The organism is Enterobacter sp. 04-C-12-SI-ECC (assembly GCF_047530715.1).
Lineage (GTDB): Bacteria > Pseudomonadota > Gammaproteobacteria > Enterobacterales > Enterobacteriaceae > Enterobacter > Enterobacter bugandensis.
In genome coordinates this window covers 100,433-113,402 of the sequence record NZ_JBLKDI010000019.1, presented here as the reverse complement: position 1 = coordinate 113,402, position 12,970 = coordinate 100,433, and the positions used below count along the sequence as shown (strand labels likewise).

Annotated in this window: 11 protein-coding genes and 1 riboswitch; of the genes, 3 read left to right on the top strand and 8 right to left on the bottom strand. The window is 56.2% G+C overall.

Going from position 1 to position 12,970, the window contains the following annotated elements; translation table 11 throughout:
• Positions 1-433: 433 nt before the first annotated feature.
• Together murI and btuB are read right to left on the bottom strand one after the other, a co-directional pair.
• On the bottom strand, positions 434-1,285 hold the full coding sequence (gene murI / locus ACMWL8_RS20415) for a glutamate racemase (protein ID WP_028014824.1): 852 nt from the start codon (positions 1,283-1,285) through the stop codon (positions 434-436).
• A complete protein-coding gene (gene btuB / locus ACMWL8_RS20410) occupies positions 1,230-3,077 on the bottom strand; it encodes a TonB-dependent vitamin B12 receptor BtuB (RefSeq protein WP_045260264.1) in 1,848 nt (615 codons plus the stop codon). The genes murI and btuB overlap by 56 nt, the downstream gene beginning before the upstream one ends.
• A 65-nt stretch (positions 3,078-3,142) precedes the next feature.
• Positions 3,143-3,319: riboswitch (cobalamin riboswitch) on the bottom strand.
• 104 nt (positions 3,320-3,423) lie between these two features.
• Between btuB and trmA the strand changes: the two genes are divergently transcribed.
• Positions 3,424-4,524 carry a tRNA (uridine(54)-C5)-methyltransferase TrmA gene (trmA, locus tag ACMWL8_RS20405; protein ID WP_045260263.1) on the top strand — a complete coding sequence of 367 codons (1,101 nt, stop codon included), beginning with the start codon at positions 3,424-3,426 and terminating at the stop codon, positions 4,522-4,524.
• A 55-nt stretch (positions 4,525-4,579) separates the two neighbouring features.
• Here the strand turns inward: trmA and ACMWL8_RS20400 are convergent, their stop codons facing one another.
• Together ACMWL8_RS20400 and fabR are read right to left on the bottom strand one after the other, a co-directional pair.
• Positions 4,580-4,939 carry a YijD family membrane protein gene (locus ACMWL8_RS20400; protein ID WP_008501783.1) on the bottom strand — a complete coding sequence of 120 codons (360 nt, stop codon included), beginning with the start codon at positions 4,937-4,939 and terminating at the stop codon, positions 4,580-4,582.
• A gap of 9 nt (positions 4,940-4,948) precedes the next feature.
• Entirely contained in the window at positions 4,949-5,587 is a 639-nt protein-coding gene (gene fabR, locus ACMWL8_RS20395) for an HTH-type transcriptional repressor FabR (protein ID WP_008501784.1), read from the bottom strand.
• A 196-nt stretch (positions 5,588-5,783) separates the two neighbouring features.
• Between fabR and sthA the strand changes: the two genes are divergently transcribed.
• Positions 5,784-7,184, top strand: a complete 1,401-nt coding sequence (gene sthA / locus ACMWL8_RS20390) for a Si-specific NAD(P)(+) transhydrogenase (RefSeq protein WP_045260262.1) — start codon at positions 5,784-5,786, stop codon at positions 7,182-7,184.
• Here the strand turns inward: sthA and oxyR are convergent.
• The 4 genes from oxyR to argC all read right to left on the bottom strand — a co-directional run bounded on the left by oxyR (position 7,167) and on the right by argC (position 11,624).
• Positions 7,167-8,084 (bottom strand): DNA-binding transcriptional regulator OxyR, encoded by a 918-nt coding sequence (gene oxyR / locus ACMWL8_RS20385; protein WP_025758848.1) that lies wholly within the window; start codon positions 8,082-8,084, stop codon positions 7,167-7,169. The genes sthA and oxyR overlap by 18 nt on opposite strands.
• 303 nt (positions 8,085-8,387) lie before the next feature.
• Positions 8,388-9,761 carry an argininosuccinate lyase gene (gene argH / locus ACMWL8_RS20380; RefSeq protein ID WP_045260261.1) on the bottom strand — a complete coding sequence of 458 codons (1,374 nt, stop codon included), beginning with the start codon at positions 9,759-9,761 and terminating at the stop codon, positions 8,388-8,390.
• A 75-nt stretch (positions 9,762-9,836) separates the two neighbouring features.
• Entirely contained in the window at positions 9,837-10,613 is a 777-nt protein-coding gene (argB, locus tag ACMWL8_RS20375) for an acetylglutamate kinase (protein WP_098946274.1), read from the bottom strand.
• A 6-nt stretch (positions 10,614-10,619) separates the two neighbouring features.
• Complete coding sequence (gene argC / locus ACMWL8_RS20370; RefSeq protein ID WP_045260260.1) at positions 10,620-11,624, bottom strand: N-acetyl-gamma-glutamyl-phosphate reductase; 1,005 nt, start codon at positions 11,622-11,624, stop codon at positions 10,620-10,622.
• An 88-nt stretch (positions 11,625-11,712) separates the two neighbouring features.
• On the opposite strand from argC, the gene argE reads away from it, so the two are divergent.
• Positions 11,713-12,864, top strand: a complete 1,152-nt coding sequence (argE, locus tag ACMWL8_RS20365; RefSeq protein WP_028014830.1) for an acetylornithine deacetylase — start codon at positions 11,713-11,715, stop codon at positions 12,862-12,864.
• The last annotated feature ends 106 nt before the right edge of the window (positions 12,865-12,970 follow it).

Here is a 12,970-nt window from a genome sequence, read left to right as displayed (position 1 = left end):
TTAGGCCTGCCGCCAGCGTTCAATCTGAGCCATGATCAAACTCTTCAATTTAAGTTTGATGCTCGTGAATTAAACTTCGTAATGAATTACGTATGTTCACTCAGAGACTTGGTATTCATTTATTGTCCGAAGACATTAAGAATCCATGTCACTTTGAGTGCCCACACAGATTGTCTGATAAATTGTTAAAGAGCAGTGCAACGCGGCTTTCAGCTCACCGTTGCGAGGTCACGTATATTACGTTTTCCTCATTCAGAGTCAAGCGATTATTTTCACTTTTCTCTGTTGGCGTTCATCTCTGAACCCCGCTAACCCGGCGGCCTGTAAGCCGTTGTTCCGTGTCAGTGGAGGCGCATTATAGGGAGTTCTCAGACGTTGACAACCCCTCTTTTAAAAAAAACTTTCAACCGTCTCTTTTTTGCTCAAAACCGTGCTACAGCGCCAGTTTTTCGAGCGTTTCAAAGCCATAACGGCGTAAAACGGGTAAAAGTTGCTCAGTCTCTTTCGTGATAGCCATGCAAAATGCGATATTTGCATCGGTAGATTTCGCATCCGGCGCTTCATGCTCCAGCAGCCAGGCCGTACGACGGGCGATCGCCGCACCAGAATCCACCAGCCGCGTCCCCTCCGGAAGCACTTCTAATAGCTCTTCCTGCAAGAGAGGGAAGTGGGTGCAGCCCAGCACAACCGTATCCGGTGGTTCGGGCATCCGCAGCCACGGACGAAGAATACGACGCAGCTCTTCGAGCGATACCGTCTCGCCGTGCAGTTTCGCTTCCGCCATCTCCACCAGCTCTGCGGAGCCAAGCATTGCAATCTGGCATTCGTTAGCAAAACGGTCGATCAGCTCGCGGGTATAAGGACGCTTCACCGTGCCACGCGTGGCCAGCAAGCCCACGATACCGTTCGCCGTCAGGCGCGCGGCAGGCTTTATGGCAGGAACAACGCCCACAACCGGGAACTGGAATTTCTCACGCAGGGCGGGAAGAGAAACGGTGCTCGCCGTATTACAGGCAATGACCGCCAGCGCAAGGGGATAGCGCTTTTGTACCGCGGTGACGATTTCAACCACGCGCTCAACGATAAAGTCTTCACTCTTCTCCCCATACGGAAAAGCGACGTTATCGAAGGCGTAGATGTAATGGAGATCCGGCAGGAGATGCCGAATCTCATCGTAGACCGAAAGCCCACCGACGCCGGAATCAAACACCAGCACGGTAGGGCGCGGATTAGAAGGTGTAGCTGCCAGACAAGGTGTATTCCCGTCCTGCAGTTTGGTAGCCATAAACTGTCTCGTAATCTTTATCGAACAGGTTGGCTATTTTACCACGAACTGTGAGGTGTGAGGTGACCGGATATGAAACTGCGACATCCCACAGGCTCACACCGCCCATTTTCACTTTTTCTGACGGATAAGAACCAAAATCAGTGTCGTAACGCGTGCCGAGATAGTGATACGTCAGGCTCCAGTCGAACTCATAGATCTGCGTATCGAGCTGATATTTCACCTGCTGCTTAGCACGACGGTCCAGAAGTTCGTTGGTCGCCGCATTGCGGGCATCCACATAGTCGTAACCAACGGTATGCGTCAACGGACCTGTATCAAACGACGCCGTCGCTTCCACACCCTTAATGCGTGCTTTGCCGACGTTGTAATATTCCTGAAGGTTATTATTGAAGTCGATGAGATTATCAACGTCATTACGATAGCCGGACACGCGCCAGCTCACGCCTGCCGTCAGGCCTTCAAACGCCCCTTCCCATTGCTTGCTCTCTTCTGGATCAAGATGGTCATTGCCATAGAAGCCATAGAGTTGACCCAGATTCGGGGCCTTATAGGCCGTACCATAAGAAGCAATGAAGCGGTAACCGTCCACGAACTCCCACGCTGCACTGCTTTGCCAGGTGCCATGGCGACCAAACTGAGAGTTGTCATCGCTGCGAACCGCCCCTTCCAGAGTGAAATCGCCCAGCTGCTGCAGCCCGGTCAGGTAGACGCCGGTGTTACGCAGCTTGTAGCCGTTGGTCACGTAGTTTGTACCCGGCTCGGTGCTCTGCTTCTGCCAGTCAACGCCCGCACCAATGTTCCCGTGCCCCACATCAACGGAGTTGAGCCACTGGACGTTGTACTGTTTGATTTCATCCAGCGTGGCCGTCGAATCGTAACGGCCCAAATTAGGGTCGTAGTTATAGTCTTTGCTGTGGCTATAGCTGGTGAGCAGCTGTGAATGGAATATATCCTCGTTAAAGCGTAGTCCTGCGTCCCAGGTTTGGCTATAGAGCTGGCGGGTATCGACCAGAACGTCAGGGGTAAATGAGCTGTAGTAACCGTCATAGGCCGTACGGTTGCTGTAGCCAAAGCCGCGAACAAATCCGCTCCACTGGTCTGAGAATGCATGATCCAGTGCGCCGTAGAGCGTTTTATTCATAAATCCGTCGCGATCGGTCTGGGCAAGGCCACCATTGTTGCCGTCCGCAACCACATCGAAACCTTTGGTATAGGTGTAATCCCCCGCCAGCGTGACGCGCGTGCTGTCGCCCAGCGTTTGCTGGGTACTGCCGCCATAATTCTGGTAACCGTGCGACCCTACGCCGGCATTCAGCGTCGTACCGTCCTTCGCGCGAGTGGTAATAATGTTGACTACACCGCCAATCGCATCCGAGCCGTATACCGCCGAACGCGGTCCACGCACATATTCGATACGCTGCACCAGGGAGATCGGGAACTGGCTGAGATCGGACGACCCCGTGACGCCCGCCTGGTTAAGGCGGATGCCGTCAACGAGAATCAGGACGTGGCTGGAGTTGGTGCCACGGATAAAGAGAGAAGAGAGTTGCCCCATCCCGCCATTTTGCGCCGTGTCCACGCCGGGCAAGCGACGCATAACGTCCAGCACCGAGGTTGACTGCCAGCGGTCAATATCGGCACGCGTAACCACCGACGTTGCTGCCAGAATAGTTTTTTCAGGTTGTTCAAAACGATTTGCCGTCACCACCAACGAGTCAGCGCTATCCTGCGCCCAGCCCGAAAATGCCGTGACGGACAGCGCCGTCAACAGCGATACTTTTTTAATCATTGTTAAAGCATCCACAATATAAGAAGGATGCCGCAGGCCTCATCTATAGCACGCGATGATGAAACCAAATGCGACGTGATCCCGGCAGGTCTTCGGGCTAGGTGGCGTTATACGGATGAAGACTTCCCATTTTCACAGTGTCTACAGCTCTCATCCCGCCAGTCTTTACCGCTGCGCGTCAGCTCCAGATTTTCACTGGATTCCCTTTTCACTCTCAGGAGACCGGAAACAGAATGCTACAATTAGACACGTATAGATGTCCAGACAGCTATTGGCCATTAAATCTGGACATCCCCTGAACAATCCCTACAATCCCCGCGTAATTCTTTATCACTCAGGACGCATCATGACCCCAGAACACCTCCCGACAGAACAGTACGACGCGCAGCTGGCCGAGAAAGTTGTCCGCCTGCAAAGTATGATGACGCCTTTCAACGCGCCCGTTCCCGAGGTGTTCCGCTCCCCTGTCAGCCACTACCGCATGCGCGCCGAGTTCCGCATCTGGCATGACGGCGACGACCTGTACCACATCATTTTCGATCAGCAGACCAAATCACGCATTCGCGTGGACAGCTTCCCGGCAGCGAGCGAGCTTATCAACCAGCTGATGACGCTGATCATTGAAGGCGTGCGCAACAATCCGGTGCTGCGCAACAAGCTGTTCCAGATTGACTATCTGACCACGCAAAGCAATCAGGCGATTGTCTCTCTGCTGTACCACAAAGCGCTGACCGACGAATGGCGCGAGCAGGCCGAAGCCCTGCGCGATGCGCTGCGTGCGCAGAACATCAACGTGCACCTGATTGGCCGCGCGACCAAAACCAAAATCATGCTGGATCAGGATTACGTCGACGAGCGTCTGCCGGTGGCGGGTAAAGAGATGGTTTACCGTCAGGTGGAGAACAGCTTCACCCAGCCGAATGCCGCGATGAACGTGCAGATGCTGGAGTGGGCGCTGAAGGCGACGGAAGGATCTAAGGGCGATCTGCTTGAGCTGTACTGCGGTAACGGCAACTTCTCGCTGGCGCTGGCGCGTAACTTCGAACGCGTGCTGGCAACGGAAATCGCCAAGCCGTCGGTAGCGGCCGCGCAGTACAACATCGCCGCTAACCATATCGATAACGTGCAGATCATTCGCATGGCGGCAGAAGAGTTCACCCAGGCCATGAACGGTGTACGCCAGTTTAACCGCCTGGAAGGGATCGATTTGAAGAGCTATCAGTGTGAGACGATTTTTGTCGACCCGCCGCGCAGCGGCCTGGACAGCGAAACCGAAAAGATGGTGCAGGCGTACCCGCGTATTTTGTACATCTCCTGTAACCCGGAGACGCTGTGCAAGAATCTGGAAACATTAAGCCAGACGCACAAGGTTGAACGTCTGGCGCTGTTCGATCAGTTCCCGTATACACACCATATGGAGTGCGGTGTACTGCTCACGGCGAAGTAACTAGCCGGCGTTTTCGGCAGGTGGCGCTTCGCTTACCTGCCCTACTCAGACCTCATTACTCTGGCAGTTGGCTCTTGCGGCTACGCATGCGCGAGCCAATCCAGAACACCAGCGCCACGGACAGTACCGCAGGGAAGAAGTTAGAGCCGATATCAGGATACTCCGCGCGCACCACGGTGCTATACAGCAATACGCCCAGAATAAAACAGGCAGCGGCCAGCCCCGGTAACCCAACCGGCATCGTACGGTTCAGGTAACGCTGATGCAGGCAGTAGACCGTCAGCACCAGCGCAATAAGCGGGAAAATCGAAAATGGCACGATGGAGCTAAAAATAGCGGCAAACGTGCCATTAATGGATAAGCCAGCGATCAATGCCAGCAACAGCGTCCCTTTATCCTGACCTGACTGTTTCATTACTCACCTTCACTCTTCGGTTTGATGTGCCAGTTTCTCTTGTTCACGGCGATACCAGTAGTACGCGCCTTTGGAGATCATCCTGAGCTGCAATACCAGTCGCTCTTCAAGCTGCTTGCGTTGTTCAATGCTGACGTCCAGCGCTTCGGCACCCGCGCTGAACACAATCGTCACCATCGCCTCGGCCTGTGCTTCAGTAAAGGCACGCGGCATATGGTTTTCGAGTTCAAGATAGTCGGCAAGTTCCGCGATGAAGTGCTGAATTTCCCGCGCGACGGCGGCACGAAACGCTGCCGATGTGCCCGAACGCTCGCGCAGAAGCAGACGAAACGCGTTGGGGTTATTGCCGATAAATTCCATAAACGTCGACACGGAGGTGCGGATCACGCTGCCGCCTTTGGCGATACGCTGACGCGCCTGGCGCATCAGCTGGCGCAGCATCAAACCGCTCTCGTCGACCATGGTCAGGCCCAGTTCATCCACATCACGAAAGTGACGATAGAAGGACGTTGGCGCAATCCCGGCCTCGCGTGCGACTTCGCGCAGGCTCAAACTGGCAAAACTCCGCTCAGCACTCAGTTGACTGAATGCGGCTTCCACCAGCGAACGCCGGGTTTTCTCTTTTTGTTGTGCTCTTACGCCCATCACGATAGTTGAATCCTTCCAAAGGCCTGATGGCACTATACCAGAGAATAAAATTAATCTGTTTGCTCAGCTTTGTGAATGATTGTTTACGTGCGGTTTGTGCTCCACTGCCGGAAAAAAGCACAACGATAATTGGGTTACCCTGGCAATGATGTTATGATTCTGTTGCTTTTATGTATAAGAACAGGTAAGCCTTGCCATGCCACATTCCTACGATTACGACGCAATAGTTATTGGTTCCGGCCCCGGCGGCGAAGGTGCTGCTATGGGTCTGGTGAAACAGGGAGCCAGAGTAGCGGTCATCGAGCGCTACCATAATGTCGGCGGCGGTTGCACCCACTGGGGCACCATCCCATCGAAAGCCCTCCGCCACGCCGTTAGCCGCATTATCGAATTTAACCAGAACCCTCTTTACAGCGACCACTCCCGACTTCTTCGTTCCTCCTTTGCCGACATCCTGAATCACGCGGATACCGTCATTAACCAGCAGACGCGCATGCGTCAGGGCTTTTATGAGCGTAACCATTGTGAAATCCTGCAGGGCAACGCGCATTTTGTGGATGAACACACCCTGGCACTCGAATGCCACGACGGTTCGATTGAGACGATCACCGCTGAAAAATTTGTGATTGCCTGCGGTTCACGCCCTTACCATCCGGCCGACGTCGACTTCTCACACCCACGCGTCTACGACAGCGACTCCATTCTGAGCCTGCACCATGAACCCCGCCACGTCATTATCTATGGCGCAGGGGTCATCGGCTGCGAATACGCGTCGATCTTCCGCGGAATGGATGTCAAAGTTGACCTGATTAACACCCGCGATCGCCTGCTGGCGTTCCTCGATCAGGAAATGTCAGACTCCCTCTCCTACCACTTCTGGAACAGCGGCGTGGTGATTCGTCACAACGAAGAGTACGAGAAAATAGAAGGCTGCGATGACGGTGTGATCATGCACCTGAAGTCCGGTAAGAAGCTGAAGGCGGACTGCCTGCTGTACGCCAACGGCCGTACCGGCAATACCGATTCACTGCGGCTGGAAAATATCGGGCTTGAAACAGACAGCCGCGGTCAGCTGAAGGTCAACAGCATGTATCAGACCGCGCTGCCGCACGTATACGCGGTGGGCGACGTAATTGGCTACCCGAGCCTGGCCTCCGCCGCTTACGATCAGGGCCGCATTGCCGCTCAGGCGCTGGTGAAAGGCGAAGCGACGGCGCATCTGATCGAAGATATCCCGACGGGGATCTACACCATTCCGGAAATCAGTTCCGTGGGAAAAACCGAGCAGCAGCTGACGTCAATGAAGGTGCCTTACGAGGTAGGTCGTGCGCAGTTTAAACATCTGGCGCGGGCGCAGATCGTGGGGATGAGCGTAGGTACGCTGAAAATTCTGTTCCATCGCGAGACGAAAGAGATCCTCGGGATTCACTGCTTTGGTGAACGCGCGGCGGAAATCATTCATATCGGCCAGGCAATCATGGAGCAGAAAGGTGGTGGTAACACCATTGAGTACTTCGTTAACACCACCTTTAACTACCCGACCATGGCAGAAGCCTATCGGGTAGCCGCGCTGAACGGCTTAAACCGCCTGTTTTAACGCGCTGTCAAAATGGCCATCCATCGCACCGCGGATGGCCTCTGCCAGCTGCTCATAGCGGCTGCGCAGCGGTGACCCTGGGCGATACACCAGGCCAATGGTGCGACGCGGCTCCGGCTTAATGCACGGCAGGTACACCACGCCATCACGCTTACGCTCGCGTGGCACGGCCAGCGCAGGCAGCAGCGTAATACCGCTTCCCGCCGCCACCATATTACGCAGCGTTTCCAGACTGGTTGCGCGGAAGTGGGTATCTTCGTCAGCGCCCGCTTCGAAGCAGAAGCCCATCGCCTGATCGCGCAGGCAGTGACCGTCTTCCAGCATCAGCAGCTTTTCACCCGCCAGATCGGCCATCGGCACGCGATCGCGGTTCGCCCACGGGTGATCTTCATAGATCGCCAGCATCATCGGCTCATCGAACAGCGGTACTTCAATAAACGCTTCGCTCTCTTTTACCAACGCCAGAATGGCGCAGTCGAGCTTGCCGCTGTCCAGCTGCGCCAGCAGCTGATGGGTTTGCGCTTCGTGCAGGTACATTTCGAGTTTCGGGAACGTCTGGTGCAGCATTGGAATGATGTGCGGTAACAGGTACGGGCCAACGGTTGGGATCAGGCCAATATGCAGCGGGCCGGACATGGCCTCTCCCTGCTGGCTTGCCATTTCCTTGAGCACTTTGACCTCGCGCAGCACGGTGCGCGCCTGATCCACCAGCAGAAGACCGGCCTGGGTGAACAGCACCTTACGGCTGGTGCGCTCCAGCAGCATCACGCCCAGCTCGTCTTCCAGCTTGCGGATCTGCCCGCTCAGCGTCGGCTGGCTGACGTGGCAGGAATCTGCCGCGCGGCGAAAGTGACGATGCTCGGCTAACGCTACCAGGTATTCAAGATCACGAATATTCATTATTCATCCTCCGTCGCCACGATAGTTCATGGCGATAGATAGCATAGCAATGAACGATTATCCCTATCAAGCATTCTGTTGAATAATACACCACATAGACGAGGCGGCCGTGTTTGACCCTTGACGTCCCCGCACCGTCAGCGAGTTTCTCTCAAAACTCGAACAACTAAAGCCAACGTGAACTTTTGCGGACCCCGTGGTCCGCTTTTTTTTTGCGTAAAAAAGCCTGGCGCTAAGCCAGGCTCCGTTTTTCTCCCTCTCCCTGTGGGAGAGGGCCGGGGTGAGGGCACCAGCCCGCACGGTTCAAATCAGGCGGTTTTTCGCATCCGCAATCGCCTGCGCCACCTGCTTCGGCGACACGCCGCCTTTCGCCGCACGTTTATCCAGGCAGGACTGCAGCGCCAGAATCGGGTACACATCCTCCCCGATCGCCGCGCTGAATTTTTGCAGGTCGGCAAGCGCCAGATCTTCCAGCGGTTTACCCTGACGAATCGCTTCCACCACCGCTTCGCCCACAATATGGTGCGCCTCGCGGAACGGTACGCCCTTCGCGACAAGGTAGTCCGCCAGTTCAGTAGAGTTGGCATAGCCCTGCTGCGCCGCTTCCTGGCAGCGCGGACGTTTCACCTGAATGCCGTCCAGCACCAGCGCGCCCATGTGCAGGCAGTCAAGCCAGGTGTCGAGCGCGTCGAACAGCCCTTCCTTGTCTTCCTGCATATCTTTGTTATACGCCAGCGGCAGCCCTTTCAGGGTCATCATCATACCGGTCAGCGCGCCCTGCACGCGACCGCACTTGCCGCGGATCAGCTCCAGCGCGTCCGGGTTTTTCTTCTGCGGCATCAGGGATGAGCCTGAGGTCACGCGGTCGGACAGCTCAACGAAGCCCGCTTCACCGGAGTTAAAGAAGATCAGGTCTTCGGCAAAGCGCGAAAGATGCACCATCCCGATAGAGGCATTGGAGAGCAGCTCCAGCACGTGGTCACGGTCAGAGACGCTGTCCAGGCTGTTACGGGTGGCGGAGGCAAAGCCCAGCCATCCTGCCAGCTGCTCGCGGTCGATTTCATACGCCGTACCGGCCAGCGCACCGCTGCCCAGCGGGCTGACGTCCAGACGCTTCAGGGTATCCTGCAGACGGCTTTCGTCACGCGCCAGCATCTCAACATAGGCCAGACACCAGTGCGCAAAGGTCACCGGCTGCGCGCGCTGCAGATGGGTATAACCCGGCATCACCGCATCCTGATTGTTCTGCGCGGTCTCTACCAGCGCACTTTGAAGCTGACGGTTGGCCGCCAACAGTTCGCCAACGGTCTCTTTACACCACAGCTTCAGGTCGGTGGCGACCTGGTCGTTACGGCTACGGCCGGTGTGCAGCTTTTTACCCAGCTGACCGACTTTGTCGATCAGCTTGCCTTCCACCCAGCTGTGAATATCTTCGGCATCGCTCTGCAGGATTTGCTGCGGATCCAGACGCACCTCTTCCAGCAGGTTGTTCAGCGCCTCTTCCAGCTGCTGCTGTTCGTCTGCGGTCAGTACGCCAACGGTCACCAGCGCTTTGGACCAGGCCACAGAGCCGACAATATCCTGTTCGGCCAGGCGGTAGTCGAAGCGCAAAGAGTCGTTGAACTGTTTGAACCGTTGATCCGCTGCCTGTGTAAAACGCCCACCCCAAAGTGCCATAACATCGTTCCTTTATTCGTTAGTTCCGCCGGGTGCGCTTCGCTTACCCCGGCCTACGGTCATTCAATAAAAAACTTACGCCAGAATACGCGTGCCAATCGGCGTGCCGTTAAACAGCGCCGGGAGCTGCTCCGCGTGACGCCAGGAGGCGATATCCACCGGGCGGCCCAGCGTGCGCGCTGCATCCAGCGCGGCGTTCACTTTGACGATCATGCCGTCGGTAATAATGCCCTGAGCGATCAGCTGCTCGGCTTTGGCGGCGGTCATTTCCGCTATGCGCTGGCCTTTACCGTCAAGAATGCCGCTCACGTCGGAGAGCAGGATCAGGTCTGCGCCCAGCGTGGCCGCCAGCGCGGTTGCCGCCTGGTCCGCGTTAACGTTCATCAGCTCGCCCTCTTCGGTCACGCCGATAGAGCTCACCACCGGCAGGAAACCGCCTTCCAGCAGGGTGTTAATCAGCTTAGGCGAACCTGGCTGCGCCAGTCCAACATGGCCGAGCTCTTCATCGAGCTGGGTCACTTTTACGCTATCACCGTCGCCCAGGTAGAGGCCAACGGACGCAATATGGTGTTTCTTCGCCCATGCCAGCAGCGTTTTGTTCGCCGTGCCCGCCAGCGCGCCGGTAATGATGTCAATCTGGTCAGCAGGCGTGACGCGCAGGCCATTTTTCTTTTTCACCGGCAGATTCAGCCCTTTCATCAGCTCATCCACCACGCAGCCGCCGCCGTGCACAATCACCAGCGGACGCTGGTGCGATTCGCGATAGTTCACCAGCGCGGTAAACAGGCGCTCCAGCGCTTCTTCGCTGTCCAGCAGTACACCACCGAGTTTGATAATTAATGGGTTCATCATCACACCTTAAATAAGAGCCTGCGTTTCAGGGAAGCCGAAACGAATATTTGCACACTGCATTGCCTGTGCGGCAGCGCCTTTGAGTAAGTTATCTTCTGCGGCGACCACAATCAGATGCTCGCCCTGTACGGCAAAGCCGATATCGCAGAACGGCAGGCCAACCACGTTTTTGAGCGCCGGCACGCCTTTGTCGTACAGACGCACCAGCGGTTTATCCGCATACGCCTGCGTGAAGGCCTCGCTCACCTGGTCTTTCGTCACGCCCGACTTCAGGCGACAGGTGATGGTTTCGAGGATCCCGCGCGGGAAGCTGCCCAGGTGCGGGGTAAAAATCACCTCCGCGCCCAGATGGGTGGTGATTTCAGGGTGATGGCGGTGATTAAACACGCCATACGGCTGAAGGCTCACTTCGCAGAAGCTGTTGGAGATAGCGGCCTTGCGCCCCGCACCACTCACGCCGCTGGTGGCGTTGATCACCGGCCACTGGCTCAGATCCAGCAGACCGGCGTCGATTAGCGGCTTCAGGGAGAGCTGCGCCGCCGTCGGGTAGCAGCCCGGAACGGCAATCAGGTCCGCTTCTTTCAGTTTATCCGCACTCCACTCCGCCAGGCCGTACACCGCTTTTTCAAGCAGATCCGGATGCTGATGAGTGAAGCCGTAATATTTTTCGTAGAACGCGCCGTCGTTAACGCGGAACGCGCCGGAGAGGTCAAACACCACGCAGCCGGCCGCCAGGAACTGCGGCGCAAGGTCGTGGCTGACCTCGTGCGCGGTGGCTAAAAACACCACGTCGACGCCGTTAGTAAACTCGCTGATGTCAGACATCGGCTGCAGCGGCAGATCGACCATGCCCTTAAGCTGCGGATGCAAATCGGAAATTAACTTTCCTGCATCATTGCTTTGCGCTGACACGGTCAAAGCGGTTATGGTCATATGAGGGTGGCGATTTACGTAGCTTACAAGCTCTGCGCCCGCATAACCGCTAGCGCCTACAATCAGCGTATTCAACATCGGGTTCCTTTATGCTCAACGTTAATGTATTTTTATTCACATTTATTGCATGAATATTGATACTATCACGACCTAAGGTGTGTCAACAATGAAAATGAACTTACCGCCATTTATCGAGATCTACCGCGCCCTGATTGCCACACCGTCCATCAGTGCGACCGAAGAAGCGCTGGATCAGAGCAATGAGTCTTTAATCAATCTGCTGGCGGGTTGGTTTAGCGATCTTGGGTTTAACGTTGAGGTTCAGCCCGTCCCCGGTACTCGCCACAAATTTAACCTGCTCGCCAGCACCGGAACCGGCGCGGGCGGGCTGCTGCTGGCCGGCCATACCGACACCGTACCGTTTGACGACGGCCGCTGGACGCGCGATCCGTTCACCCTGACCGAGCATGACAACAAGCTCTACGGTCTGGGCACCGCCGACATGAAAGGCTTCTTTGCCTTTATCCTCGACGCGCTGCGTGACGTGGACGTGACGAAGCTGAAAAAACCGCTCTACATTCTGGCAACCGCCGATGAAGAGACCAGCATGGCGGGCGCACGTTATTTCTCTGAAAACACGTCGATTCGTCCGGACTGCGCGATCATCGGTGAACCGACCTCTCTGCAGCCGATTCGTGCGCACAAAGGCCATATTTCTACCGCGGTGCGCGTGCTGGGCCAGTCCGGTCACTCCAGCGATCCGGCGCGCGGCGTGAACGCCATTGAGCTGATGCACGACGCCATTGGCCGCATTATGACCCTGCGCGACGATTTGAAAGAGCGGTATCACTACGAGGCATTCACCGTGCCGTATCCGACGCTGAACCTCGGTAGCCTGCACGGCGGCGATGCGTCCAACCGCATCTGCGCCTGCTGCGAACTGCATATGGATATCCGTCCGCTGCCGGGCATGACGCTGAGCGATCTGGATGGCCTGCTGAATGAAGCGCTGGCCCCGGTGAGCGAGCGCTGGCCGGGACGCCTGACAGTCTCCGAACTGCATCCGCCAATCCCGGGCTACGAATGCCCGCCAGACCATCAGCTGGTTCAGGTGGTGGAAAAACTGCTCGGCGAGAAAACCGACGTGGTGAACTACTGCACCGAAGCGCCTTTTATTCAAACGCTTTGCCCGACGCTGGTCCTCGGCCCTGGCTCCATTAATCAGGCCCACCAGCCGGATGAATATCTGGAAACCCGCTTCATCAAGCCCACCCGCGAGCTGATTACCCAGGTTGTGCATCACTTCTGCTGGCATTAAAACCGCACCGAATAGTCCCCTCTCCCACGTGGAGAGGGCAACAAATCGCATGATCGCCGTCACATTTCCATAAGCATTTCTTATCTGACGCAATGCGAATTAAATT